Annotated in this window: 21 protein-coding genes; 5 read left to right on the top strand and 16 right to left on the bottom strand. The window is 54.8% G+C overall.

Annotated elements, in window-relative coordinates; genetic code table 11:
* Nucleotides 1–52: 52 nt before the first annotated feature.
* Entirely contained in the window at nt 53–1849 is a 1797-nt protein-coding gene (locus tag BB497_05540; GenBank protein AVI62208.1) for an ABC transporter, read from the bottom strand.
* Nucleotides 1850–2268: 419 nt separating this feature from the next.
* The gene (locus BB497_05535; protein AVI62207.1) at nt 2269–3591 is read right to left on the bottom strand and encodes an MFS transporter; all 1323 of its coding nucleotides are present in this window, start codon (nt 3589–3591) and stop codon (nt 2269–2271) included.
* A gap of 265 nt (nt 3592–3856) precedes the next feature.
* Here BB497_05535 and BB497_05530 point away from each other — a divergent pair, with 265 nt between their 5' ends.
* On the top strand, nt 3857–4474 hold the full coding sequence (locus BB497_05530) for a chemotaxis protein (protein AVI62206.1): 618 nt from the start codon (nt 3857–3859) through the stop codon (nt 4472–4474).
* A 185-nt stretch (nt 4475–4659) separates the two neighbouring features.
* On the opposite strand, the gene BB497_05525 is transcribed toward BB497_05530, so the two are convergent.
* Both BB497_05525 and BB497_05520 read right to left on the bottom strand, forming a co-directional pair.
* A complete protein-coding gene (locus BB497_05525) occupies nt 4660–4866 on the bottom strand; it encodes a cold-shock protein (protein ID AVI62205.1) in 207 nt (68 codons plus the stop codon).
* A gap of 284 nt (nt 4867–5150) precedes the next feature.
* Nucleotides 5151–6518: a DUF1338 domain-containing protein gene (locus BB497_05520; GenBank protein ID AVI62204.1), complete on the bottom strand. Its 1368-nt coding sequence runs from the start codon at nt 6516–6518 to the stop codon at nt 5151–5153.
* Nucleotides 6519–6719: 201 nt separating this feature from the next.
* Here BB497_05520 and BB497_05515 point away from each other — a divergent pair, with 201 nt between their 5' ends.
* Nucleotides 6720–7604: a LysR family transcriptional regulator gene (locus tag BB497_05515; GenBank protein ID AVI62203.1), complete on the top strand. Its 885-nt coding sequence runs from the start codon at nt 6720–6722 to the stop codon at nt 7602–7604.
* A 75-nt stretch (nt 7605–7679) separates the two neighbouring features.
* On the opposite strand, the gene BB497_05510 is transcribed toward BB497_05515, so the two are convergent.
* Nucleotides 7680–8486 carry a hypothetical protein gene (locus tag BB497_05510; protein ID AVI64269.1) on the bottom strand — a complete coding sequence of 269 codons (807 nt, stop codon included), beginning with the start codon at nt 8484–8486 and terminating at the stop codon, nt 7680–7682.
* Nucleotides 8487–8718: 232 nt separating this feature from the next.
* Here BB497_05510 and BB497_05505 point away from each other — a divergent pair, with 232 nt between their 5' ends.
* The 3 genes from BB497_05505 to BB497_05495 all read left to right on the top strand — a co-directional run bounded on the left by BB497_05505 (nt 8719) and on the right by BB497_05495 (nt 13817).
* The gene (locus tag BB497_05505; protein ID AVI62202.1) at nt 8719–9252 is read left to right on the top strand and encodes an OHCU decarboxylase; all 534 of its coding nucleotides are present in this window, start codon (nt 8719–8721) and stop codon (nt 9250–9252) included.
* A 131-nt stretch (nt 9253–9383) separates the two neighbouring features.
* Nucleotides 9384–12056, top strand: coding sequence for a pyruvate dehydrogenase (acetyl-transferring), homodimeric type (locus BB497_05500; GenBank protein AVI62201.1), 2673 nt, complete (start codon nt 9384–9386; stop codon nt 12054–12056).
* Between the two features lie 57 nt (nt 12057–12113).
* Nucleotides 12114–13817: a dihydrolipoyllysine-residue acetyltransferase gene (locus BB497_05495; GenBank protein ID AVI62200.1), complete on the top strand. Its 1704-nt coding sequence runs from the start codon at nt 12114–12116 to the stop codon at nt 13815–13817.
* 137 nt (nt 13818–13954) lie between these two features.
* Here BB497_05495 and BB497_05490 read toward each other — a convergent pair whose 3' ends face one another.
* From BB497_05490 to BB497_05440, 11 genes are all read right to left on the bottom strand, one after another.
* Entirely contained in the window at nt 13955–15247 is a 1293-nt protein-coding gene (locus BB497_05490; GenBank protein ID AVI62199.1) for a phosphopyruvate hydratase, read from the bottom strand.
* Nucleotides 15248–15375: 128 nt separating this feature from the next.
* Nucleotides 15376–16104, bottom strand: coding sequence for a GntR family transcriptional regulator (locus BB497_05485; GenBank protein AVI62198.1), 729 nt, complete (start codon nt 16102–16104; stop codon nt 15376–15378).
* 94 nt (nt 16105–16198) lie between these two features.
* Nucleotides 16199–17674, bottom strand: a complete 1476-nt coding sequence (locus tag BB497_05480) for a pyruvate kinase (protein ID AVI62197.1) — start codon at nt 17672–17674, stop codon at nt 16199–16201.
* On the bottom strand, nt 17671–18999 hold the full coding sequence (locus BB497_05475) for a hydroxypyruvate reductase (GenBank protein AVI62196.1): 1329 nt from the start codon (nt 18997–18999) through the stop codon (nt 17671–17673). Before BB497_05475 ends, BB497_05480 begins: the two co-directional genes overlap by 4 nt.
* A gap of 177 nt (nt 19000–19176) precedes the next feature.
* On the bottom strand, nt 19177–20061 hold the full coding sequence (locus tag BB497_05470; protein AVI62195.1) for a 2-hydroxy-3-oxopropionate reductase: 885 nt from the start codon (nt 20059–20061) through the stop codon (nt 19177–19179).
* Nucleotides 20062–20167: 106 nt separating this feature from the next.
* Nucleotides 20168–20944: a hydroxypyruvate isomerase gene (locus BB497_05465; protein ID AVI62194.1), complete on the bottom strand. Its 777-nt coding sequence runs from the start codon at nt 20942–20944 to the stop codon at nt 20168–20170.
* A gap of 86 nt (nt 20945–21030) precedes the next feature.
* Nucleotides 21031–22818, bottom strand: a complete 1788-nt coding sequence (locus tag BB497_05460; protein ID AVI62193.1) for a glyoxylate carboligase — start codon at nt 22816–22818, stop codon at nt 21031–21033.
* 343 nt (nt 22819–23161) lie between these two features.
* On the bottom strand, nt 23162–23650 hold the full coding sequence (locus tag BB497_05455) for an ureidoglycolate hydrolase (protein AVI62192.1): 489 nt from the start codon (nt 23648–23650) through the stop codon (nt 23162–23164).
* Between the two features lie 44 nt (nt 23651–23694).
* Nucleotides 23695–24531 (bottom strand): (S)-ureidoglycine aminohydrolase, encoded by an 837-nt coding sequence (locus BB497_05450; GenBank protein ID AVI62191.1) that lies wholly within the window; start codon nt 24529–24531, stop codon nt 23695–23697.
* Nucleotides 24532–24581: 50 nt separating this feature from the next.
* The gene (locus BB497_05445; GenBank protein ID AVI62190.1) at nt 24582–25358 is read right to left on the bottom strand and encodes an IclR family transcriptional regulator; all 777 of its coding nucleotides are present in this window, start codon (nt 25356–25358) and stop codon (nt 24582–24584) included.
* 3 nt (nt 25359–25361) lie between these two features.
* The gene (locus BB497_05440; GenBank protein AVI62189.1) at nt 25362–26312 is read right to left on the bottom strand and encodes an allantoinase; all 951 of its coding nucleotides are present in this window, start codon (nt 26310–26312) and stop codon (nt 25362–25364) included.
* Nucleotides 26313–26410: the final 98 nt, after the last annotated feature.

Raw genomic sequence — 26410 nt, 5'->3', positions numbered from 1 at the left:
GGGCATCCCGCTGATAACCAGCAACAAAAGGGCGTTCGCCCCAGGCCATCTGCTACGCAGGGGATGAAACCGACTCGGTTCCTGGCGGCGTTTCTGCGCCAAACTGCAGCGCCGCCAAATGACGATACAGCGGGCTCGTATTGATCAGCTCTGCATGGGTGCCTGATGCTACAAGCCGCCCCTCTTTCAGTACCAGCAGGCGATCCGCGTTAATCACCGTGGCTAGCCGGTGGGCAATCACAATACTGGTGCGCCCCTGCATTAATCGATCTAGCGCCTGCTGGACAAGGCGCTCGCTCTCCGCATCCAACGCACTGGTCGCTTCATCAAGCAGCAGCACGGCCGGGTTTTTAAGCAGCGCGCGGGCAATCGCGAGCCGCTGGCGCTGGCCGCCGGAAAGCTGCACGCCGCCCGGGCCAAGGGGCGTATTAAACCCTTGGGGAAGCGCGTTGATGAAGTCGATGGCGCTGGCATCCTCCACCGCCGCACGTAGCCTTTCATCACTTGCCTCAGGGCAACCGTAGCGGAGGTTCTCCGCCACCGAGCCACTAAACAGCACGGGTTCTTGAGCCACTAACCCCAAGGCGCTGCGCAAGATGGCAGTATCTAACCTACGAATATCAACGCCATCCAACGTGACGCGCCCCTGGTCAGGGTCGTAAAAGCGAAGCAGTAGCCCCAGCAGAGTACTTTTTCCCGCGCCGGAGGGCCCGACAACGGCCACGCGCTCTCCGGCCTGAATGTCCAGGTCAAAGCCGCTAAGGGCCGGTGTTTCCCGCCCGGGGTACGTGAAGTGAATATTTTCTAAGGCGATCTCACCGCGCGTGGGGGGTGGCAGTGCCACTGCGTTGGCTGGGGACCGTATGGTGGGCTGGGTGTCCAGCAGTTCCAGCAGCCGCTCTGCCGCCCCCGCAGCGCGCTCCACATCACCCGCCACCTCAGCCAAGGTAGCTACCGCCCCCGCCGCCAGCAGCGCGTAAAATATAAAGGCCGATAGCTCACCAGCACTCATTGTTCCGGCCAATACCGCCTGCCCACCCTGCCAAAGCATTAAGCCAACGCCGCTGAACACCACCAACATTGCAACGCCGGTGAGCCAGGCGCGCTGTTGAGTGCGTGCCACCGCGCTACTAAATGCCTGCTCAACACGCTGACCATAGCGAACTTTATCAACGGCTTCATGGTTAAACGCCTGGAGTGTTTGGAGGCCACTGAGTGCCTCTTCAGCATAGCGACCAAGCTCCGCCACGCGGTCTTGGCTAGTGCGCGAAAGCCGTCGCACGCGGCGGCCATACCACACAATAGGCAGTAGCGTGGCGGGAATACCCACAAGCACCATTGCCGAAAGCCACGGCTGGGTCATCAGCATGAGCGCCACCGCACCCACCAGCATGACCAGATTACGCAACGCCAGCGAAATGGATGAACCAAACAAGCTTTGCAACACGCTGGTGTCAGCGGTAAGCCGCGACGCAATTTCCCCCGCTGCACGGCCATCACTGGCACTCTCGAAAAAGCTCGGCTCCAGGCTAAGCAAATGATCAAAAACACGCTGGCGAAGATCTGCGGCCAAGCGCTCCCCAATCCAGGTCACTTGGTAGTAGCGCAGCGCTGATGCCATCGCCAATAGCGCCACCACGCCTAACATTAGCCCCAGCGTTTTGGCCAGTGCGCGTGAGTCTGCTGCCATAAAGCCATTGTCAATCACCAAGCGCAGCCCATTGCCTAACAACAGTACGCTGCCCGAGGCGAACAGTAACGCCATGCCTGCCAAGGCAAGACGCAAGCGATAAGGGCGCAGGAGTCCTAATAACCGAAGCAACACACGGCGGTTGGGGTACTGGCTCATAAGGGCAAAGGCTCGGTAATAAGAAGCGGCTTTTGACCATAGCAGGCAACAGGGTGGCATGCAGCCGACGATTGCGCTGGAGCGCGCTTTTGTCACTGCTGGGTTACGAGACCAAGGGGTGCTAAAGTGAATGAAAGTGCTTCTATCAAGGTAAACAATCGCACCAACTTGTGACCGTGCAACCCCCTTTAAACCCGCCCGCTATAAAGGCCAAAATTATGACAGCCCCCATAAAACCAACGCCTCCTTCACCCACGCCCCTGCGGCTGCCCTGCCGTGGCTGCTTAGCCGACTGTGCAAATTATGCGACCTGTGAAGGCAAGCCATGGCGGAAAACGGCGATAAAACCCTGACGTCACCAGAGCTGCCGATTTGGCTTCAATAGTTCCTTCGACCGCACAACGTGAATCAGAAGCGCCTTAGGACGCGCTGGCCTCTTGGTCAACGGGTTCCTCAAGGGGTTCGCCATTTTCATCCAGCAGTTGTTGATCGTACGCAGCCTGGAGGCCCGTCTCTTCAGCAACCGGCTGCTCCTCTTGCTCGTGGGGTGATTCTTCTTCCGCAGCTTCTTCTACCAAGTCCGCCCAGTAATCAATATGGCCTGGGTAAGCGGGCGATATAATCGCTATCACGATACCCACTACCGCGAATACTGAGAACGCATAAGCGTAACCAAAGCCATCTACCAGTAAGCCGACCACAGGGGAACCTGCCGCTTGCCCCAGCGCACAGGCCATAAAAGGCAACACCGGCCCCATGGCAAGCCGCCCCGGCAATAGCCGAATGCCCGTCATCAGATAAAGCCCGGTTAAGCTCATATAAGCAAGGCCAAACACCATGGCCGAAAACATCGCCAACGCTAAATAACTTGGGCTAGCCGCCAGCAACACTAAGCTTGAAGAGAGCATCATCAGCATTAATGCTTGCGTAATAGGTGGGTTATTGCGGTCAGCCAAATCACTCACGACGGCACCCCCAAGCCCAGCAAGCCCCACGGCAAACCAGAGCCAACCCGTTTGGTTTGGCGGCAAAGCGCCAAGAGTAACGACCAAATCGGGGGCAAAAAGCCAGTATGGTGCCGCCACAAAGCCCATAGCAAAGGCAAATAGTGAAAGCCGGATAAGGCGCGACCACTGCAGTCGCGTAATCGGCGGTGGTGGTGCAGCATTCGCTGGCACAATTCGAGAGACCGAGGGAATAAAGTACCATGCGGCAACAACCCCAAAGCCCGCTAACACGGCAAAGCTTGAGTAGGTAAAACGCCAGGCATCCGCCAGGAAGACGACGGTAGGCACTGCGACGATAATGCCAACACTGGTGCCTGCATTCATGATTGAGCTGACACGGCCATGCATCGTTCGACTCACCAACGCCTGCATAGCAGCGGTCAGTGCGGGCATCATCAACCCCGTGCAGATGCCGCAGATGAACACACCCACACCGAGCGACAACGCACTGGTTGACTGGCTTATGACAACAAGCCCTGCCACCCCAATGCCACCAGAAAGTACCGCCAAGTTACGCGCACCAAACCGGTCTGCAGCCAGTGGGGCAACCAGCGTGGCCAGCACAAAACTAATGAACGGCAGTGCCCCAATAATGCCCACCAAGTACGCGGTCAGGTTCAGTTCAGCGCTAATGGAAGGCACAAACAAACCAAACGCAAAGCGCGCAAGCCCATAGCTAATCGCGACCAGGGCTGCCCCAAAAAGAGCAAACCCCATATTAGACATAGTCTTCATACTGGGTCCTCAACGGCCGTGTGCTAGCGCCATTTTCTCAATGACACCCTTCACAAGCAATGCAGGAAATTCGCTAAATTATTCCCCCTTCAAACTGCTAAAAAGAAGTACCTAAGCATTAATAGTTCAAGCCCACAACGAGTCGGTTAACCCATTTGATCAATCGGTTAAAATCTAGACAGCTTCACACTACGCTGGACTACAACCCCCAACGGCGGCACAGTGCAATAGTTACGCCCCACACAAGAGAAAAGGTCACCGTCGAATGTCTGAGCACGACAATGTATATGAAAGTATCGCTACGCGTATGAACGGCTTCTTATATCGCTGTCGAAACGACGAACACTACACGATGCTGAATCTGACGGGCCGGGTAAAAGACCTGACTGGGTATACGGTTGAGGATTTGCTAAACAATCGCCACCAATCCTATGTAGAGCTGATTTATCCTGATGACGCTGCGGCGCTTGACCAGGCTATCGAAAAAGCCATTGATGCCAAGCAAAACTGGCAAGCCGACTACCGATTAAAAAATAAAGACGGCAGCCTGCGCTGGGTAAGTGAGTATGGCGGCGCAGTTACAGATGAAAACGGCACCGTTATCTATTTGGAAGGTGTGGTCACCGATATCCAGGCACGGCGTCAAAACGAGGAACGGCTTGCGACAATTAGCCGTGGAATCGCCTCAGAAACCGAACAAATTGTACATACGTTAAAAATGCTGCGCTTATTGAGCATCAACGCCGGCATAGAGGCTGCGCGTGCTGGCGAGGCTGGTAAAGGGTTTGCTGTAGTAGCTGATAACGTACGAAAACTTGCTGACGACACGGGCAGCTCCGCCAAAAACATATCTAAGCTGATGAATGAATTAGATAACAGGTAGGTAGAGCGAAATGCCTCTCTTACAGCGCCTATCACTATTTAAAGCCATTGGTTTATTAAATAATAAAAACACACTTAATAACCGAGATTGAAAGTCTAACCAAAAGGCAATAACGCAAAAACCCCGCACTTGGCGGGGTTTTAAGCTTACCGATCTAGTCGGTAGCTAATATCGTGATATGGGGTTTATTCCATAACCTTGATATTAGAAGCTTGAAGGCCTTTTTGGCCCTGGGTGACGTCAAAAGAGACCTTTTGACCGTCTTGCAGGGATTTAAAGCCGTCTGCTTGAATTTCGGAGAAGTGTGCGAACAGATCGTCGCCGCTAACTTCAGGAGAAATAAAGCCGAAGCCTTTAGTGTCGTTAAACCACTTTACGGTACCAGTTGCCATGATCGAAATCCTCGATTTAGCGAAATTAATGCCGGGGAAATACCCGAGTTACAGAGGGTAGAACAAGAAACTTTCACCAGGCTCAACGCTAAAATGCTTCGATACTGCTGACAACGTTCGACTTGCTAACCAACTACAGGCAGTCTGCGCTTCTATATCACTCGCGTCAACAGCAAATACATAAATGTTTTTATACGCTAGATAATTATATTAATTTCCAGGCATTAACCCATGAATTAAAACAATAAATACAGCACATCCTTATGCTGTACGTTAATCACAAACTACGTATTAGCTTTTAAACGTGCCAATACGTTCTCTTTAGACATATTTTCACGTTCAGCATAGAGTGCCAATTCATCGGTCACCTGGGCGCCCAATGCTTCTTCAAAGGCTTCGCGGTTAGCGTTGGCTGCGTAGGCGTCATTTTGTGCACCGCCCAAGTTAGACTGGAAAATGCCGGCGGCGCTCACCGGTAGAAAGTCCTCATAGGTGATGGGCTGTGCTTCCACCAAACCTTGTTCTACCAGCGCATCCATATTTTTCTCAACGCTGCCGTTAAAGGCTCGGCCAGTATCGGTCAGGTGATAGTGAAAATAGGCCAGCTGCTGGTGCCGAATCGCCTCGTCATTATCAGGAAATTCAGCAAACACCTTATTCATTACCGCCTGGTGGTCGTCGTTACCCAGGCCTGCGGTTTGTTTTCGTCCTTCATTAAGTAGACGGTCATAAAGGGCACGACCCTTCGGTGTTAGCGCCATACCACGCTGCTCAATTTCACCAAAGCGTGCTGTGTGAGTCCCCTGCGTATCGCCAGCAAAGCGGATAGACTCCTCAAGCGCTTTAAAACTAGTTTGGCGGAGCAGAATTGAGCTCTCACGACGCGGAGGCCCCTCAATCACCGCTTTAGGATTCATACCCATTTCCGGCATACGGCGCTGAACTTCATCAATGTCTAAGGTGCGCGGCGTGAGATGATTAATATGCGGCCCCTTAAAGCACACCACATCGGCAATCAGGCGGTGCTCATCGTGTAGTGCTTGGTACGTGTCTAGATCTACCGTGGCATCTTGGTGCCAACGGAAAGTTTCAAGCGCTTCCTTAACGAACTGATCCGCCTCTTCACTGGTTAACCCGCCCTGGCTTTCATGGCGCTCAATTAGCTCGCGCACCGTAGGGGTAAAAATATCCCGCTTCGCCAAAATGGCTGCTGCGCGCTGGCGCAGTGCTTCGCTTTCGATAAGCTCTAAACGCAGTAGCGAGGTAAAAACACGGAAAGGATTCCGCGCCAAAGCGTCATCTTCGATAGGCCGGAAAGCGGTTGAATGAACCGGCACCCCCGCTTCAGAAAGATCGTAATAGCCCACCGGATACATGCCCATCACGGCAAACAGGCGGCGCAGCATGGAAAGCTCCTCGGCGGTTCCCACGCGAATGGCCCCATGGCGTTCTACGCTCAAACGAGCCAACTCACCCTGCGCTTCCAGGCGGCGTTGCAGCTCAGGCTGTTGGCTAAGGGTTTCTTGGTTAACCCGCTCGACAAGTTCAAGAAGCGTACCGTACTGCGGCACTTCGGCTTGATACATGGCCGACATAGCTTTAGAGAAACGGTCGCGAACATCATTGGTTGAAAGAAGGTCTGTTTGGGTCATGTTATGGCTCTCAATGTCCGTTTAATACACTTATCAAAACAAGTACACGTGACGGATCACAAACGAAAAAAATAGCCGAATGCATGCCTAACAGGAATGTATACTCAACATTTGAGATATAAGCACTGCTCGTTACTGCTCCACTCCTCGCCGGGGTGGTGAAACATCAAGACAGTGCATAAATCAGCAGGAGCATTTTGTTTGGCATCTCGTAACCTTCCCTCAACGGCGGCAATGCAGTGCTTTGAAGCCGCGGCACGGCATATGAGTTTCACTCGTGCAGCCGATGAACTGAGCCTCACACAAAGCGCGGTAAGCAAGCAGGTCGCTCATCTTGAAACACTGCTGCAGCACAAGCTTTTTCGTCGCGTAAGGCGAAGCTTGCTGCTGACGCCTGAAGGCGCCATCTTTCTTAGCGATGTTCGCAAAGTGCTCACTCAAATTGAGATGTCGGCCCACACCATTATGACCTTTAGCGGGAATAGTGAGGTGCTGAAAATTGCGACGCTGCCAAGTTTTGGCAGCCGCTGGTTAGCCGATAAATTGCCCGCTTTTTTAGCCACTAACCCCGGCATTAGCTTGGAGTTTCATGACCGGGTAAAAGACTTTGATCTTGAGCAGCAAAATATCGACATCGCCTTTTTTTACGGTCATGGCAGTTGGCCTAGCCTTGCCTGCCATAAATTATTCGATGAAGAAATGGTGGCGGTTGCCGCCCCTGCGCTGTTGGCTCAACACCCCGTTCACACGGTGGATGACTTAGCACAACTACCGTTACTCCACCTCTCCACCCGCCCGGATGCTTGGCATCACTGGTTTGCAGGCCAAAAAATTACTACGGATCGCAGCTATCACGGTACACGCTTTGAGACGTTTACCATGCTGGTGCGAACCTCCATGGCGGGCGGCGGCGTTGCATTAGTGCCCCGCTTTATAGTCGATGAAGAGCTCACCGCCGAACGGCTAACGCTTGCTTGGCCGCATAAAAGGCTCAGTGAGAGCGCTTATTACCTGGTGTACCCAGAACACCTAGGAGAACTAGCAAAGGTAAGGCGTTTTGTAGACCATATAATGCAGGCGTGTTGATCGTTTAAACGTAACGCTGGGGGCCTAGGCCCCCAGCGATGTGATACCCCTAACGTTCAGCGTTTTGCTGAATAATCAGAAATGCCACTCTAGATTAAACGTCATGGCATCAGTATCTACACCGGGCTTGTCGTGGTTGCCACATTTATTACGCCAATACTCATAGCCAACACCTGCCCATAGAGAGTTTTCCGCCCCCCATGCAACCTGCCCTACATCCAGCATTAGTGAGGTGCGCATTAACTGCTCAGGTTTGGTCGAGTCACCAAAGTAGTCGTCACCTTTCGCACCGTTGTAGCTATAGAAGCCTTGAAATTTTAGCGGTAACGCAGCGGCTTCAAACGGTAGCCCCCAAGCCAAATTGATTTGGTAATAAGGATCAAAGGAGATGCTGTTTTGGTTTTCCGGTAGCCCACAGGGCGGTAGGCCGCAATGGTTCCACTCACGGCTATAGAACAGGCTTAGGTCGACAAAGCCACGCGGTACGTCAAACTTAAACGTTGGCCCAACCAGCAGTTGGCGCTTACGCGGCGCAAAGCCGGTGTTTTTGGTGTTTAGGTCAAACCCAGAGGTCAGCGCCATATCCCTCACTGGCCCGAACGCGAGCGGTTCATCAAATACCTCCCCAGCATGAAGTTGATGACGGTAGGCCAGGTACGCTTCTGTTGCCCCTGAATCACTGTTATTGGCAGGGTCGTCACTGCTGGATTGAAGAACATCTAAATTGAAAAAGTTTTGGCCTAGTGAATAACCACTTACATGGGTGAACTGGAGAATATGCTTCTCCACATTCTCGGGGTTATTAGGCTCCGTAAACTGTGTTCCATAGCGATACCCCACAAACGTATCGCTCCATGTCGCCGCATGGGCACCTGCCGACATACCGCCAAGAAGCGTGACCACTGATACATACTTAGCCACTGCACGGTTTCTCTTCAACATGCGAAAACCTCGTTTGTTTGATTTTGTTTTTAGACGCATTTTTCAACGCCGCGAATGCTTCTGCTGGCGTGAACAACCGTTTTTTTTTGCGATAACGGCATTACTTAGAGTACATTTAGCTATATTTCTTGTATACAATAAGAAAGACAAAAACATACAACTGGAGCATACGATGCCGCACACTTTAAACGCCGCCCGTCCTAGCAGCCTCGGTTTAGAAGCCTTTCTTGCCCACTACGGTGATATCTTTGAACACTCGCCATGGGTAGCAGAAACTGCCTGGAAACAGGGCCTTACCACCCAGCATGATGATGCCGACGTATTGGCAGACACCATGGGAGCAGTGCTTCGCAACGCAGCTATCGATGAACAAATTGCCGTTATCCGCGCTCACCCTGACCTCGCAGGAAAAGCCGCCTTGGCCGGCGAGTTAACTCAGGACTCCACCCGTGAGCAAGCAGGTGCCGGGCTAGACCAGTGTTCGGCTGAAGAGTTTGAGCGCTTCCAACGGATGAATCAGGCTTACCAAGATAAGTTTGGCTTTCCCTTCGTCATTGCCGTTAAAGGGCTTGATCGCCACGCCATTCTCGCTGCGTTCGAAACGCGTCTTGAAAACGACGCAGCGACTGAACGTCAAACCGCCATTGACCAAATCATTCAAATAGCGCGCTTTCGCCTGCACGTGCGTGCTGAGATGGCAGAGTAAGTTTTCATACACTCAATTTTTCAAATACTTACTACTCGCACGCTTAGCATGACTGCTTTTCCCACAGCCTGAACGGAGACCACCCTTCAGGCTGTGAGGCTTACCCTTTATCGTCATTCGGAGAGACCTCTATGAGTCTGGAGACAAGAGAAGATCTCGATACAGTCGAAACCACGGAGTGGCTGGACTCCCTGGAATCGGTACTGGATCGTGAGGGCGAAGATCGTGCCCGTTACCTGATGACCCGCCTGGCGGATCGCCTGCGCCGGGATGGGATGAAGGTACCCTTCTCGGTGACGACCCCGCACCGCAACACGATTCCGGTTCACCGCGAAGCGCCCATGCCTGGCGATTTGTTCATGGAGCGTCGTATCCGCTCTTTGATTCGCTACAACGCCATCGCCCAGGTGATTCGTAACAACCGCGCTAACCCGGGTCTGGGTGGCCACATTGCCAGCTTCATGTCATCAGCAACGCTTTATGACGTTGGCTTTAACCACTTTTTCCGCGCCGCTAAGGATGACTTTGCGGGCGACCTGATTTACATCCAGGGGCACGTGGCGCCGGGCATCTATGCGCGCTCCTACCTGGAAGGGCGCCTGTCGGAAGAGCAGATGGACAAGTTCCGCCGCGAAGTTGACGGCGATGGCCTCTCCTCGTACCCGCACCCGTGGCTAATGCCGGACTACTGGCAGTTCCCCACCGTCTCCATGGGCCTTGGCCCCATTCAGGCGATCTACCAAGCCCACGTGATGAAGTACCTGCATCACCGTGAGCTGAAAGACATGCACGACCGCAAGATCTGGTGCTTCATGGGCGACGGCGAGTGCGACGAGCCGGAATCTCTAGGCGCGATTTCCCTGGCCGGCCGTGAGAACCTCGACAACCTGATCTTCGTGATCAACTGTAACCTGCAGCGCCTGGACGGCCCGGTCCGCGGTAACTCCCGCGTGATGGACGAGTTCGAAGGCGTGTTCCGCGGCGCCGGTTGGAACGTGATCAAGGTGGTCTGGGGCCGTCACTGGGACCCGCTGTTCGAGAAGGACAAAAAGGGCGTCCTGCAAAAACGCATGGACGAAGCGGTCGACGGCGAGTACCAGAACTACAAGGCCAACGGCGGCTCCTACACCCGTGAACACTTCTTCGGCAAGTACCCCGAAACCGAAGAAATGGTCAAAGACCTCTCCGATGAGGATATCTGGAAGCTCAACCGTGGTGGCCACGACCCGTTCAAGGTCTACGCGGCCTACCATGAAGCGGTTAACCAGACCAACGGCAAACCCACGGTCATTCTGGCGCACACCGTTAAAGGCTACGGTATGGGCAGCGGCGATGGCGAAGCAGCCAACGAAGCGCACCAGGTTAAAAGTATGGAGTACGAGGCGCTGCGTAAATTCCGCGATCGCTTTGGCATTCCGCTCACCGATGAACAGCTTAAAGACGTGCCCTACTACAAGCCGGAAGAGGACTCCCCCGAGCTTAAGTACATGCACCTGCAGCGTGAGCGCTTGAATGGCTACCTGCCAAGCCGCCGTAGTGATTTTGACGCGCTGGAAATACCGGCCCTTGAAGATAAAACGTTTGCCTCGCAAATGGTCGGCTCCAAGGGCCGTGAAATCTCCACCACCATGGCCTTCGTGCGTATTCTGAATGGCCTGGTGAAGGACAAGCAGCTAGGCAAGCACGTGGTGCCGATTATCCCGGACGAAGCGCGTACCTTCGGTATGGAAGGCATGTTCCGTCAGCTCGGGATCTACACCTCGGAAGGGCAAAAGTACGAGCCGGTCGATAAAGGCCAGATCATGTACTACCGCGAGGACCAGAAAGGTCAGGTTCTCGAAGAAGGGATTAGTGAAGCTGGTGCGATGTCCGCATGGATTGCCGCCGCAACCTCCTACAGCAACAACAACGTCACCCTGCTGCCGTTCTACATCTACTACTCGATGTTCGGCTTCCAGCGCATTGGTGATTTGGCCTGGGCCGCCGGTGATCTACAAGCCCGCGGCTTTATGGTCGGCGGCACCGCCGGGCGTACCACGCTCAACGGCGAAGGCCTGCAGCACCAGGATGGCCACAGCCTGATTCAGGCGTCCACCATCCCCAACTGCCGCAGCTACGACCCGACCTATGCTCATGAAGTGGCGGTTATCGTTCAAGACGGTCTGAAGCGCATGTTCACCGATAAAGAGAACTGCTTCTACTACCTGACGGTGATGAACGAAAACTACGAGCAGCCTGCCCTAGAGAGCGTCCCCGCGGACGACATCGTCAAAGGCATGTACCTGCTCAAAGAAACCCAGGGCAAAAAAGGCCGCGTGCAGCTGATGGGCTCCGGCACCATCCTGCGCGAAGTCGAAGCCGCCGCGGAGCTTCTGGCCAACGACTGGGGCATTGGTGCGGACATTTGGAGCGTCACCAGCTTTAACGAGCTGCGCCGCGAAGCGCTGCTGCTGGAGCGCGAAGCCTTCTTGAACCCCGATGACGAGGCCGCCAAGCCCCACGTCACGAAGTGCCTGGAAGGCCGCGATAGCCCGGTGATTGCCTCCACCGACTACATGAAGCTGTATGCGGATCAAGTGCGCGCTTGGGTACCCAACGACTACACCGTACTGGGAACCGATGGCTTTGGTCGTTCGGATACCCGCGAGAAGCTGCGTTACTTCTTCGAAGTTGACCGCTACTTCGTCACCGTGGCCGCACTGAAGGCGCTGGCCGATCGGGGCGAGCTAGACCGCAAGCACGTCGGCAAGGCGCTGAAGAAGTACGGCATCGATGCCAAAAAGCCCAACCCACTGACCAGCTAAACCGCAGCCCGGCGGGCAGACGCCCGTCGGCTCGACCGATTTGGAAGGAGCGCGACCTTGAGTAGCGAAATCATCAAAGTTCCCGATATCGGTGGGGATACCGATGTCGAAATCATCGAGATTGCGGTGTCAGAAGGCGACGTCATTGAAGCGGAAGACACCCTGATCACTCTGGAATCCGACAAAGCCAGTATGGATGTACCGGCCCCGAAAGGCGGCAAGGTGCTTAAAGTGCTGGTCAAAGAAGGCGATACCGTCTCCGAAGGCGACGACATCGTTGAGCTGGAAGCCGAAAGCAGCAGCGGCGACGCCGGTGAAGAAGACACGCCAGCGAAAGAAGAGGCGCCGAAAGAAGCCTCTAACGAGACACCGCAAGCACCAGCGCCTGCACCCGCAGCCAAGAAAGCCAGCGGCGGCAAGCAGACAGTGGATATTAAAGTACCGGACTTGGGCGGCTCGGACAGCGTCGAGATCATCGAAGTCGCCGTGGGCGAAGGCGATGCGGTCGAAGCCGAAGACACGCTGATTACGCTAGAGTCCGACAAAGCCTCTATGGACGTGCCGAGTCCTTACAGCGGCAAGATCGTGACCTTCACCGTCAAAGAGGGCGACACGGTATCTGAAGGCGACGTCATCGGCCAAATGGAAATTGCCGGTGAAGACGATGCCGACGACAACGCGCCCGCCCAAGCAGACACACCTGCTGCGGCCAGCGAGCCTGCGGAAGAAGCGGCCACGGCACCGCGCGCAACGCCGCCTGTGACAGAAACCCGAGCAGCGTCACCCGCTGGAACGCCCAGCCCTGAAGCGCAAATGGCGTCTCACAAGCCTCGCGATGGCAAGCTGATTCATGCTGGCCCTGCGGTGCGTATGCTGGCCCGCGAGCTAAGCGTTGACCTTGGTTTTGTTACACCTACTGGCCCAAGAGGGCGCGTACTCAAAGAGGACGTGCAGGCCTACGTGAAGCAAGCGATTGCTAACCAAGGCAACGCGTCGGCAGCAGCTCCAGCAGCCACCGGCGGCGCGGGCATTCCCGCCGTTCCAGAGGTCGACTTCAGCCAGTTTGGCGACGTGGAAGAGAAGCCGATGGGTCGCTTGCTGAAAGCGGGCGCTACCAACCTGCACCGCAGCTGGCTCAATGTGCCCCACGTCACCCAGTTTGATGAAGCCGACATTACAGAGCTTGAAGCCTTCCGCAAAGCCATGAAGGCGGAAGTAGAAGCCGAAGGTGCCAAGCTAACGCCGCTGCCGTTTATGGTCAAAGCCTGTGCTTTTGCACTGCGTAAGTTCCCCCAGTTTAACGTCAGCTTGAAGGGTGACGGTGAAACCCTGGTGTGGAAAAACTACGTGCATATCGGCATCGCGGTGGATACGCCGGACGGCCTGATGGTGCCCGTAGTACGCAACGCCGATAAAAAATCCTTGGTTGAGATTGCTAAGAAGATGGCGGAGCTAGGCAAGAAGGCGCAAACCAAGAAGCTCAAGCGTGACGATATGACCGGTGGCTGCTTCACTATTTCGAGCCTAGGCTCGATTGGTGGCACGGCATTTACACCGATTGTTAATGCGCCGGAAGTAGCCATCTTAGGCGTGTCGAAAGCGCAGATGAAACCGGTCTGGGATGGCAGCACCTTCCAGCCGCGTTTAATGATGCCGCTGTCGCTCTCCTACGATCACCGGGCCATTAACGGTGCGGATGCGGCGCGCTTTACCGCCTTCCTAGCGGATGTGTTAACCGACATTCGGCGGTTGTTGTTATAACAGCTGCTGTAACAGTTGTTGTAACAGATGCTGTAACAGCGTTCATAACGCACAAAAACACTAACGGCGCCTATAGGCGCCGTTAGTGTTTTAACATTAGTATTCAAACGTAAGGGTTTAAACAACTCAACGTCACGTTACTGGCGTTTGATCGCTTTTATTCCAGGGTACGTAACCTGCCCTTCAAGCTCAGCTTCAATCACCAGCAAGCGGTTGTACTTAGCCACTCGGTCGGAACGGCAAAGCGAGCCGGTTTTAATTTGCCCGGCACAGGTGCCTACGGCCAGGTCAGCAATAGTGGTGTCTTCGGTTTCCCCGGAGCGGTGTGAAATCACGGCGGTAAAACCAGCCTCCTGCGCCATGCGAATAGCATCCAGCGTTTCACTCAGCGAGCCGATCTGGTTGAACTTGATCAAGATCGAATTGCCAATTTGCTCATCAATACCGTGTTTGAGCAGCTTGGTGTTCGTCACGAACAGATCATCGCCGACTAATTGAACACGATCGCCCAGCTTATCCGTCAGTGCTTTCCAAGCCGGCCAGTCAGACTCGTGCATCCCATCCTCAATCGAAACGATGGGGTAGTCATCGCATAGGCGAGCAAGATAGTCGATGAAACCAGCGGCATCGTACGACGCTCCTTCCCCAGCCAACACGTACTGGCCATCTTTGTAGAATTCGCTAGAAGCGCAGTCCAGCGCCAGGGTCACATCGCGCCCCAGGGTGTAGCCAGCGTCTTCTACCGCTTGCTTGATGACTGCCAGGGCCTCGGCGTTGGATGCAAGATTAGGGGCAAAGCCACCTTCGTCGCCCACCGAAGTGGAGAAACCGCGAGTAGAAAGCACGTGCTTCAAAGTATGGAAGATTTCCGCCCCCATACGCAGCCCTTCACGGAAACTTGTCGCACCTACTGGCTGCACCATGAACTCCTGAATATCCACATTGTTGTCGGCATGTTCGCCGCCATTCAAGATATTCATCATCGGCACAGGCATCAGGAACTGCCCGGGCTGACCATAGAGCTCAGCGATATGCGCATACAGCGGCATTTGCTTCGCTTGCGCGGCCGCTTTAGCCGCGGCCAGTGAGACCGCCAGGATCGCGTTAGCGCCCAGCTTCGCTTTATTCGTCGTACCATCCAGCGCCACCATGGCGTTATCAAGGCTGCGCTGATCGCCTGCATCTGCGCCTAGCAGGCAGTCACGAATCGGGCCGTTAATCGCCTCGACGGCTTTGAGCACCCCCTTTCCCAGGTAGCGTGCCTTGTCGCCGTCGCGCAACTCCAAAGCCTCACCTGAACCGGTCGACGCGCCGCTAGGCGCAAAGGCCTCGCCGACGATGCCGTTTTCCAAGCTGACTTGCGCCATGACAGTGGGGTTACCGCGAGAATCCAATACTTCCAGTGCTGATACGTTAACAATGTTGAGCATTACGTGCCTTACTTGTTGTTATTTCATTAAATACAGTGCGTTATTAACGCATGGCGTCAATAAGCCTAACGTCAAACCTGGAGAGTCGTTAATCATAGGTCGCTAATAAAGTGGCGACAAGGTAGGGGTTAAGCCTGCACTAATTTGCCACCCAAAATAGCCTTTAAGTCGGTCTCTGCTCCTCGTGGGGAGAGGTCCAACAGGGCTTCTAAACTGTGCAAGTGGTCATGCACGCACTGCCTGGCCCCTTCAGCATCACCCTTAGCCAAATGCACCATTAGCGTTGCATGGTCGCCTTCTAAGTAGCACGAAGCCAACGTTGGCCGCTTGTATAAAGCGATCACAATAGACGTGCGTAAAATCAGGTCGGTGAGCATAGTGCCGAGAATGCGATTGGAAGCGTGCTCAGCCAGCAGATGGTGAATGGTTAGCGAATGTTCAATGCGCGCTGGCTCGTCTTGTCTGGCATAGGCCTGCTGTTCATCCTCCACTTGCGCGTTCAGTGTCGCCAAAGTGTCGGTGCCAAGCTTCCCAGCCAGCAGGGCCACTATCTCACCCTCAATTAACCGACGCGCTGAAAACGTCTCCCGCGTCTCTTCAACAGTGGGCGCACGCACACGCGCCACTTGATTAGGGCGTTGATTGATGACGTGCTCTGCCGCCAGCCGTGTGAGCGCCTTGCGCACGACCGAGCGGCTGACGCCGAACACTTCGCCCAGGGTGATTTCTGGCAATTTAGTATTCGGCGGCAGGCGCTGCATCAGTACCGCGTTACGGATATGCTCAACGATCGTTTGATCGTTATACCCACCTCGTTTGGAAGTGTTCAAAGGTTGTTTGTGCCAGCCGAGGCTCATGTTGCCTATCTCCAGGTGATCCTCATTCAACGTTCGCATTGTTACCTCGGCCACTATACCAGCACACTGTTTTAGCTTCCTAAAAACGCGTTTCTTAGCCGCGCTGGTGCTTAGCTTTTACATCCAAAATCTTCAGGGTATTTGTGCCGCCATGGGCATTCATGTGGTCACCACGGGTAAGAATAACGTGGTCATCCGGGGCCGCTATGCCGTGGGCCACCAGTACCTCCAGCGCCCGGTCGTTAAGCTCTTCCGCCTTCATCTCGCTGGTATCAAACGCTAGCGAGACAACGCCACGGTATAGCGCCATACGCCGCTGGGCAATCTCGCTATGCGCCAGGCCTACGATGGGCAGCCCAGAGTGGATGCGCGAGGCAATCAGTGCCGTGAAACCACTCGACGTCATACAGGCAATGGCAGCCACGCCTTCCAGATGGTTGGCGGCATACATGGCAGAGAGCGCCACGGTTTCGTCGATTTTTGAGAACCCCTGGTGAATGCGATGACCTGACTCTTGAGCACTACGCTCGCGCTCGGCTCCCAAACATACTCGGTTCATGGCTTCAATGGTTTCGACAGGGAAGTCACCCGCGGCCGTTTCAGCCGAGAGCATCACCGCGTCGGTGCCGTCCAGCACCGCATTCGCCACATCAAACACCTCGGCCCTAGTGGGCAGCGGTGAACTGATCATCGTCTCCATCATCTGGGTAGCGGTAATCACGGCACGGTTAAGGCTGCGTGCGCGCTTGATTAAGCGTTTTTGTACGCCAATCAGCTGTGCATCGCCAATCTCTACCCCTAGGTCGCCCCGGGCCACCATCACAGCTTCAGACGCGCTGATAATACCGTCTAAAGTGGCATCATCAGCCACCGCTTCAGCACGCTCGACCTTGGCGATCAGGCCAATTTCCTTGCCTGCCTCGCCCAGCAGCTCACGCGCTTCCTGCATATCTGCGGCACTGCGTGGGAAAGAGACTGCTAAATAGTCCACGCCAATCTCAATGGCGGTCTTGAGATCTTCTTTATCCTTGTCGGTGAGGGCAGCTGCCGATAATCCGCCGCCTTGCTTGTTAATGCCTTTATTGTTGGAGAGCTTGCCGCCGACAATCACGCGGGTGTGGACTTCTTTACCCCGAATGGCGCTAACCTCAAGCACCAGACGGCCATCGTCTAGCAGCAGGCGATCACCGACACTGACATCATCCGCCAGCGTCTTATAGTCACAGCCAACCCGGGTGGCATCCCCTGCCTCGCCATCCAGTAGCATGTCGAGTACGAAGGTTTGTCCTTCTTCAAGTATCACGGCACCATCTTTGAAGCGCGCGATACGAATTTTGGGGCCTTGCAAATCGGCAAGCGCAGCGACGCTTTTGCCTAAGCGCTGGGCAATCTCACGTACTTCACTTAGGCGACGACGATGGTCATCCGCCGACCCATGAGAGAAATTGAGCCGAACAACATCCACGCCTGCCCGCAACATCGCTTCCAATACGCCTTGACGGTCGCTAGCGGGGCCTAACGTAGCCACAATTTTTGTGCGGCGAATGGGGGTATACGCGGTAGGTTTCATGGCTGCCTCGGGAGAATAAGAATGGCTCGAAAATCATTGACGTTCGTGCGGGTTGGCCCAGTCACGATCAGGTCGTCAAGCGCATCGAAAAAGCTGTAGGCATCATTGCGAGCCAGGTAGTCCCGCGCTGACAGCTGTAAAGACTCGGCGCGTTTCCAGCACTCAGGGCCGATTAACGCACCGGCGTTATCCTCCGACCCGTCAATGCCATCGGTGTCGATGGCCAGAGCGTAAATGCCCTCTGCGCCTTTGAGGCTATCGAACAGCCCCAGTAGATACTCGACGTTACGCCCACCACGTCCGTCGCCTTTTACGGTAACGCTGGTCTCGCCACCGGAGAGCACCAACAAGGGGCGGGTAATTTCATCTTGCAGCTTGAACGCCATGCGCGCTTGAGCGGTGCCTAAATCGCGCGCCTCGCCCTCTAAATCATCGCCCAATACACGAACATCTATGCCGTCTTCTCCGGCGCCCACTTCCGCGCTGCGCCGGGCAGCATCAAGCGCATCATAGGCGCGGGCGAGGATGATGTGTTGGTCGCGGGCAAACTCAGGGCTATCGGGTTGTGGCGCGTCGTGGTCAGCCAGCAGGTGCTCGCGCACGTTAGCGGGCACGTCGATCTGGTGGCGCTCAAGAATTGTTAGCGCATCACGTGGCGTAGAGTTATCAGGCAGCGTAGGGCCAGAGGCAATTAACGACGCTTCATCGCCCGGCACATCGGAAATCAGGTACGTCACTACGCGAGCGGGGTGTGCACAGGCCGCTAAACGGCCGCCTTTAATCGCGGATAGATGACGACGCACCGTATTAATTTCACGAATCGTCGCACCGCAGCGCAGCAGCGTTTTGTTCAGGGCTTGCTTATCTTTCAGGCTAATCCCCTCAGCAGGCAGCGACATAAGCGCAGAACCACCACCGGAAATTAACGCAATGACCAGGTCATCTTCACCCAGGTCTTTGACCGCTTCCAACATACGTTTTGCGGCCTGCTCACCCAGTGCATCGGGCATGGGGTGAGACGCTTCCAGTACTTCAATGTGTTGGCAAGCGGCACCGTGCTGATAGCGGGTAACCACCAAGCCTTCCAAGTCAGTTGACTCACCAGAGGACTGCGACGCCCATGCCAGCTCCAACGCACGCGCCATCGCTGCGGCGGCCTTACCAGCACCCACAACAACGGTGCGGCCAGCAGGCTTTTCAGGTAGTTGGTCGGGTAGCAGGCTGTCGGGATGAACCGCAGCGATCGCCTTTTCGGCTAAACGCATCAGCCACTGGCGTGAGTCTTCTTCACTGGTAAAAGGGGCTAAGCGAAAAGGGGCATTCATCGGCAGACTCCTCAGGCAAGAGCCAGGGCAAAGAAGAAAAATAAGGGGAAAAAGCCGGTGGCAGCGAAATGGCAAAAAGGGGGAACTGCCACCGGATAAAAACCAATGTCTCACATGCAATTACAGCGGTGGGCCATGAACCAAAGCCCACCGTTACTCACTAATGCCGATTAAGAGTTACTCGCCCACCTCGTGATCTGCCAATTTTTCCAGCGCACGTAGAATGCCCGCGTGATCCCAGTCCGCGCCGCCGTTAGCAGCGCACGCTTGGAATAGCTGCTGCGCATTGGCGGTACCTGGCAGAGAAAGGTTCAGGCTACGAGCGCCTTCCAGTGCGAGGTTAAGGTCTTTCTGATGCAGGCGAATACGGAAGCCCGGATCAAAGGTACGCTTGATCATGCGCTCGCCATGGACATCAAGAATCTTCGACTGAGCAAGGCCGCCCAGCAGCGATTCACGCACTTTAACCACATCAGCACCGGCTTTAGAGGCAAATAGCAGCCCTTCAGCAACGGCTTCGATGGTCAGTGCCACCACGATCTGGTTGGCGACTTTACAGGTCTGACCTGCACCGTGACCGCCAATGTGGGTAATCGTCTTGCCAACCACTTCAAGCAGCGGTGTCGCACGCTTAAAGCCTTCATCAGTCGCGCCGACCATAATAGTGAGTGCAGCATTGATAGCCCCACCTTCACCACCAGATACCGGGGCATCTACATACTCACCGCCCGCGTCGGTAATACGCTTGGCAAACGCCTGAGTTTGCATCGGCGCGATGGAGCTCATGTCGATCACCAACGTGCCCGGCTTGAGACCTTCAATAACGCCGCCTTCACCGAACAGCACGGTTTCAACGTCAGAGGTGTCTGGCACCATGGTGATAATCACATCAGCAGCCTGGGCAACCTCTTTGGGGCTGGCTACTTCTTGCATGCCTTTTTCCGCAAGGCCTGCATCCAGCGTACCGCGCTTCACGGTCACCAAGGAGAGGCCCGCGTCAAGCAGGTGGCCAGCCATCGGGCGACCCATAATGCCTAAACCAATAAAACCGATCTTGCTCATGATGTTGCTCCTTCCAATTAATTCACCAAACGTGGGTTCAGCACACACGCGGCAGTACTCACCCGTTTGCCGTTAGCCCGCTTGGAACCTATAGATGCGGTTGGCCTTAACGTGCACTATCCAACCAGCCCAGCCCTTGCGTCGTTCCCGCTTTGGGCTTGTATTCGCAGCCAATCCAGCCGTCGTAACCCAGGCGCTCAAGGTGCGCAAAAAGGAAGGGATAATTGATTTCGCCGGTACCCGGCTCATGACGCCCTGGGTTATCCGCCAACTGCACGTGGGCAATACGCGCCAGATGCTTTTCGATGGTGGGGGCTAGATCCCCTTCCATGATTTGCATGTGGTAGATGTCGTATTGCAGTTTCAGGTTGTCGCTGCCCACTTCATCAAACAGGGCCAGGGCCTGCTCTGTGCGATTGAGGAAAAACCCCGGAATATCGCGGGTGTTAATCGGCTCTGCGATCAGCAGGATGCCCGCCGCTTTAAGCTTTTCAGCCGCAAAGCGCAGGTTCTCAACTACCGTTTTGTGGGCTTCGTCGTCACTGACGCCGTCCGGCTTAATACCCACCAAACAGTTGACTTGGGTGTTACCCAGCACCTTCGCGTACTCAATGGCCTTATCTACACCGGCGCGAAACTCCTCAACGCGGTTTGGGTGGCAGGCAATACCCCGCTCCCCGGCACCCCAGTCACCGGCAGGTAGGTTGAACAGCACTTGGCTCAGGCCATTGGCGCCCAGGCGCTGTTTGATGTCCGCTGCCGGGTAATCATAGGGAAAAAGGTATTCGACACCTTTGAAGCCAGCGTCGGCAGCGGCTTTAAAACGATCGAGGAAATCCACTTCGGTGAACAACATGCTGAGATTTGCAGCAAACTTGGACATGCAGGTCTCCTTACTTGTTATGCAGGACTAGCGAACGGGAGGGGCGATAAACCCTGGCGTTGACTACGTCGCGGCCAGGGCATCCTTTAGGTCAAGCTAGCAATAGAGCTCGGTGCATCGGCAACGTTTTCAGCCAGCTCTTCAAACTCATTAACCCCATCAAGATCGGTACCCATTGAGATGTTGGTCACACGCTCAAGGATGATCTCTACAACTACTGGCACGCGGTGTTCACGCATCAGCTCACGGGCTTTCTCAAGCGTGGGGGCAATATCCTCAGGCTTGAACACACGCAGTGCTTTACAGCCCAGCCCTTCAACAACCGACACATGGTCGACGCCGTACTCAGCGAGTGCCGCTTCTTCATCGGTGTAGTTGATATTCTTAAACGACAGCTGAACGCAGTAATCCATGTCAAAACCGCGCTGGGCTTGGCGAATCAAGCCAAGGTAGGAGTTATTCACCAGCACATGGATATAGGGCAGATTAAACTGTGCGCCTACCGCCAGCTCTTCGATCATGAACTGGAAGTCATAATCACCAGAAAGACCCACCACTTCAGCCGTAGGGTCTGCGCGGCAAACCCCTAGCGCGGCGGGTACTGTCCAGCCTAACGGGCCGGCCTGACCGCAGTTGATCCAGTGGCGCGGCTTGTAGACGTGCAGGAACTGAGCACCGGCAATTTGCGACAACCCGATCGTGCTGATGTAGCGTGCGTTTTTGCCGAATACTTTGTTCATCTCTTCGTAAACACGCTGGGGCTTCACCGGCACGTTATCGAAGTGGGTTTTACGCAGCAGCGTACGCTTACGCTCCTGGCACTCTTCGGCCCAAGCGCTGCGGTTCTTAAGCTTACCGGCAGCCTTCATTTCGCGAGCGACTTCCAGGAACAGCTCAAGCGCCAGCTTGGCATCAGAAACAATGCCGTAATCAGGCCCAAAGATACGCCCTATCTGGGTCGGCTCAACATCAACGTGTACAAACTTTCTGTCTTTGGTATACGTTTCAACATTGCCAGTGTGGCGGTTAGCCCAGCGGTTACCAATACCCATCACGAAATCAGAGGCGAGCATGGTGGCGTTGCCATAGCGATGAGAGGTCTGTAGGCCCACCATACCCGCCATCAACGGATGGTCATCGGGAATCGTGCCCCAGCCCATCAGCGTCGGAATAACCGGCACGCCAGTCAGCTCAGCAAACGCCACCAGCTGCTCGGAGGCATCCGCATTGATGATGCCGCCACCCGCTACCAACAGCGGTTTTTCGGCTTCGTTGAGCATCGTCAGCGCTTTTTCAATCTGGGCACGCGACGCTGACGGCTTGTAGGCCGGAAGCGATTCGTAGGTGTCCGGATCGAACTCGATTTCACTCATCTGAACGTCAATCGGCAGATCAATAAGCACCGGGCCCGGGCGGCTGGAACGCATCAGCTGGAAGGCTTTCTGGAACGCCCGCGGCACTTGGGCAGGTTCCATCACCGTCACGGCCCATTTGGTCACGGGACCGGCAATTGCCTGAATGTCGACGGCCTGGAAATCTTCTTTATGCATCTTGGCACGGGGTGCTTGACCCGTGATGCATAAAATAGGGATGGAGTCGGCGCTGGCGGAATAGAGACCGGTAATCATGTCGGTGCCCGCAGGACCTGACGTACCGATACATACCCCAATATTGCCTGCGATGGTGCGGGTATACCCTTCAGCCATGTGCGACGCGCCTTCTACGTGCCGAGCCAGCACGTGGTCAACGCCACCTACTTTACGCATTGCTGCGTAAAAGGGATTGATCGCGGCGCCCGGAACACCAAAGGCGACATCAACGCCTTCTTTTTTCAGGACATGAATGGCGGCTTCTGCAGCTGTCATTTTAGCCATTACAACTTCTCCTCAACAATTGAATACTGTTTTTGTAAACATTTTTTTGTATTCATTTTAGTATTTATTCTTGTATCCAAAGTATGCGCCCAACGAATCACTGTCAATAATTCATGGAAAATATTTCCATATAATTATCGACTCCGGATTAAACCGACACTAAATCAAAAATTTAGAGGGGTTCGTTAGTAGGGAAATAGAAATAAAGAAGAGGAAATCGGCCAGCCGGGACCGTCAGGCACGCCGAAAGGACCGGCAGCGTCGCTACCAGTCCGTATACAATTTGCATTGATAAGTGCCGCTACATACGCGGTTTACAAACGCGGTTTAAGAAATCAAGGGCTTATTCGATCTCTACCTTGATGGCCAGCGGATATTCCAGGCAGTTGTTCCCTTCCCCGCCGCGGTCTACCACCAGAAAGCGCCCTTCTCGCTCGAGTACCGATTGAATCGCATGCCACGTACCGGCGTGGTAGTTAACGCCTTGATGGCCATCGGTCACAAACGCGCGAACATCTTGGCTATCAATCTTTTCGCCCTTGGGCGCCACCACCACGATAAAGCGCTCTTCATACAGCGGCATAAAGGCTTGGCTGCCGAGCGGGTGGCATTCGAGAAAGTCTAGCGCCAGGGGTATCTCAACCGGCTGACTCACAAAGATATTGATCAGCGCTCGGGCGTCTTCACCCAAGGTTTCTACCCGCGCTAGGTCGTGATAACGCCGCGTGCGCCCGGCATTGATAGGAAAGTAATCCGCCGTACGCGTATCAATCACGTCACCAAAGGGCGCAAAGGCTTCGGGTGTTAAAGGCTGTGCTTTTAATTCCAGCATTGCTGGCTCCTAAGTGTGTATCAACCGCACTGTTATTTAACGCCTTAGCGCGGGCCAACGCCGCCTAATTTCATGTGGCGATTAACGTCTTTATAAAGTAAATAGCGGAACGGCCCTGGGCCACCGGCGTAGCACGCCTGGGGGCAGAAGGCACGCAGCCACATAAAGTCGCCGGCCTCAACCTCTACCCAGTTCTGGTTCAGGTGATAGACCGCCTTCCCTTCTAGCACGTAAAGCCCATGCTCCATGACGTGTGTTTCATCGAAGGGAATCACTGCGCCGGGCTGGAAGGTCACGATATTGACGTGCATGTCATGGCGAATGTCTGCGGGGTCGACAAAGCGCGTGGTGACCCACTTTTCATCAGTGCCCGGCATCGCCGTTGGCTCGATATCGTTCTCATTGGTGACGAAAGGCGCTGGCACCTCGATGCCTTCAACCTGCTCGTAGGCTTTGCGCACCCAGTGAAAGCGCACCGGCGCGTCAGACGTGTTATGCGCTTCCCAGCGGGTACCCGGGGGTAAAAAGGCATAACCACCGGGCTGCATCACGTGCTTCTCGCCTTTCAAGGTAAGCGTTAACTCCCCTTCAACGATGAACAGCACGCCCTCCGCTGCGGGGTCGGGCTCTGGCTTTTCACTGCCGCCACCGGGGGAGACTTCCATAATGTATTGGGAGAACGTTTCGGCAAACCCCGACAGTGGCCGTGACAACACCCACAGGCGCGTTTTATCCCAAAAAGGGAGGTTGCTGGTCACGATGTCGCGCATGACCCCTTTGGGTATCACTGCGTAGGCTTCAGTAAATACGGCGCGGTCCGACAGCAATTGTGTTTGTGCCGGATGCCCCCCTTGCGGAGCGTAGTAGTTGCGCTTGGTCATTGTCTTTCCTTTTGTCATTAATATATTGCTATGGCATCCACTCAGTCGGCTTAACCGTGGCCTAGCATGCTTGAAATATTCGCTGCGGCCTCAGCCACCCGCTCCTGCAGCTGACCGTGGGCATCTTCGGGAATCTCGTGCACCGGCACCATAATGCTGACAACGCCCTCCATCGCCCCGTCTTGGTTATAGAGCGGATAGACAATCGAAGAGATACCAAAATGAAAATAAGAGTCAGCGATGACATAGCCTCGGCGGCGGTCTTCTTGCACTAGCTCCCACAACGCATCACGATTCGCTGGCGTGCCTGGCTTGTTGTCTAGCAACTCACCGGAGGGATAAAGCGTCTCAAACTCTTCATAGGAGAGTTCGGCCAATAACATCCGCCCCAACCCTGTACGGTGTAGAGGTAAACGCGTGCCAACACTCACGCGGCGGACGGTAGCGTTTGTTGCCCCCACCCGCGCGACATAGACAGCGTCGCGGCCATCGCGAATCGCGATATGACTTGAGCAACCGGTGACTTCGCACAGCGCCTCTATCACCGGCTGCCCCACTTGAACGACATCCAGCGACGCCACGTACTCAAAGCCTAAACGCAGCACGTTGACGCCTAATGAGTACAGCCCCGTGACCGGGTGATGGCGCAAAAAGCCCATGTGCTCTAGCGTTTGTACCGTTCGGTAGGTGGTTGACTGGGGAAAACCGACGCGCTTAACGATTTCGCCAAAACTCATCTCACGATGATGACGGTTTAACTCCATCAAAATCATCAGCCCCCGCTCAAGCGCGGGAATCAGCCGCTGCTGCTCGTCCTTGACCCTCATGGCTCACCTGCTCTCTTCAGAACGAGCTGCAAAACGGGCAGGATGGTGCTCGGCCCAATGGCGCGCAATATCCACGCGCCGAGTCACCCAGACACGGTCATGGGCTTCAATGTGGTCAAGAAAACGCTGCAACGCGCGAAAACGCCCGGGGCGGCCAATCAAACGGCAGTGCAGGCCAATAGAGAGCATTTTTGGCGCGTCATCACCTTCGGCATATAAGACATCAAAGGCGTCACGCAGATACGTAAAGAAGTGGTCTGCGGTATTAAAACCTTGTGGAGAGGCGAAGCGCATATCGTTGGAGTCCAACGTATAAGGCACCACTAAATGAGTGTGGGTATCACCCTGACTATCCTGCTCCCGCGTCCAGAAAGGTAGATCATCACCGTAATAGTCGCTGTCATACAGGAAGCCGCCTTGATCGAGTACTAAGCGACGCGTATTGGGGCTATCACGGCCGGTATACCAACCCAGCGGTTTTTCACCGTAAAGGTTCTGGAACACTTCAATAGCGCGCTGCATATGCTCGCGCTCTACCGCTTCTGGCACTTCTTGATAGTTAATCCAGCGGTAGCCATGGCAGGCGATCTCGTGGCCCAGCTCTTTGAACGCATGGGCAACCTCGGGGTGACGCTCCAGCGCCATGGCTACACCGAAAACCGTCAGGGGCAGATTGCGACGTTCAAACTCACGCAAGATGCGCCACACACCGCTGCGCGAACCGTACTCATAGATCGACTCCATGCTAAGGTGACGATCTGGGAAGGCAGGAGCGCCCAGTATTTCAGAAAGGAACTGCTCGGAGCCAGCATCACCGTGCAGTACTGAATTCTCTCCACCCTCTTCATAATTCAGCACAAATTGAACGGCAATTTTCGCCTTGCCGGGCCAGTTAGCATGAGGAGGATTGCGGCCGTAGCCGACCAGATCACGAGGGTAATCAGGCGAATACATGATGTAAGTCCCTTGTTGAAGACAGCATGCCGGTAAGAAACCCGAACATTACCAATATTTTTGTATACAACAACAAGATAAACTGTACTCATATTTAG

It is taken from the genome of Halomonas sp. GFAJ-1 (assembly GCA_002966495.1).
In the GTDB taxonomy this organism is placed as follows: domain Bacteria; phylum Pseudomonadota; class Gammaproteobacteria; order Pseudomonadales; family Halomonadaceae; genus Vreelandella.
The sequence above is the reverse complement of the archived record's forward strand: the minus strand, read 5'-3'. Positions and strand labels throughout refer to the sequence as shown.

Bases quoted from the DNA above. Each gene is read 5' to 3' on its own strand.
- BB497_05540 (AVI62208.1), bottom strand. From the start codon at position 1,849: ATGAGCCAGTACCCCAACCGCCGTGTGTTGCTTCGGTTATTAGGACTC.
- BB497_05535 (AVI62207.1), bottom strand. From the start codon at position 3,591: ATGAAGACTATGTCTAATATGGGGTTTGCTCTTTTTGGGGCAGCCCTG.
- BB497_05530 (AVI62206.1), top strand. From the start codon at position 3,857: ATGTCTGAGCACGACAATGTATATGAAAGTATCGCTACGCGTATGAAC.
- BB497_05525 (AVI62205.1), bottom strand. From the start codon at position 4,866: ATGGCAACTGGTACCGTAAAGTGGTTTAACGACACTAAAGGCTTCGGC.
- BB497_05520 (AVI62204.1), bottom strand. From the start codon at position 6,518: ATGACCCAAACAGACCTTCTTTCAACCAATGATGTTCGCGACCGTTTC.
- BB497_05510 (AVI64269.1), bottom strand. From the start codon at position 8,486: ATGTCGGCAGGTGCCCATGCGGCGACATGGAGCGATACGTTTGTGGGG.
- BB497_05505 (AVI62202.1), top strand. From the start codon at position 8,719: ATGCCGCACACTTTAAACGCCGCCCGTCCTAGCAGCCTCGGTTTAGAA.
- BB497_05500 (AVI62201.1), top strand. From the start codon at position 9,384: ATGAGTCTGGAGACAAGAGAAGATCTCGATACAGTCGAAACCACGGAG.
- BB497_05490 (AVI62199.1), bottom strand. From the start codon at position 15,247: ATGCTCAACATTGTTAACGTATCAGCACTGGAAGTATTGGATTCTCGC.
- BB497_05485 (AVI62198.1), bottom strand. From the start codon at position 16,104: ATGAGCCTCGGCTGGCACAAACAACCTTTGAACACTTCCAAACGAGGT.
- BB497_05480 (AVI62197.1), bottom strand. From the start codon at position 17,674: ATGAAACCTACCGCGTATACCCCCATTCGCCGCACAAAAATTGTGGCT.
- BB497_05475 (AVI62196.1), bottom strand. From the start codon at position 18,999: ATGAATGCCCCTTTTCGCTTAGCCCCTTTTACCAGTGAAGAAGACTCA.
- BB497_05470 (AVI62195.1), bottom strand. From the start codon at position 20,061: ATGAGCAAGATCGGTTTTATTGGTTTAGGCATTATGGGTCGCCCGATG.
- BB497_05465 (AVI62194.1), bottom strand. From the start codon at position 20,944: ATGTCCAAGTTTGCTGCAAATCTCAGCATGTTGTTCACCGAAGTGGAT.
- BB497_05460 (AVI62193.1), bottom strand. From the start codon at position 22,818: ATGGCTAAAATGACAGCTGCAGAAGCCGCCATTCATGTCCTGAAAAAA.
- BB497_05455 (AVI62192.1), bottom strand. From the start codon at position 23,650: ATGCTGGAATTAAAAGCACAGCCTTTAACACCCGAAGCCTTTGCGCCC.
- BB497_05450 (AVI62191.1), bottom strand. From the start codon at position 24,531: ATGACCAAGCGCAACTACTACGCTCCGCAAGGGGGGCATCCGGCACAA.
- BB497_05445 (AVI62190.1), bottom strand. From the start codon at position 25,358: ATGAGGGTCAAGGACGAGCAGCAGCGGCTGATTCCCGCGCTTGAGCGG.
- BB497_05440 (AVI62189.1), bottom strand. From the start codon at position 26,312: ATGTATTCGCCTGATTACCCTCGTGATCTGGTCGGCTACGGCCGCAAT.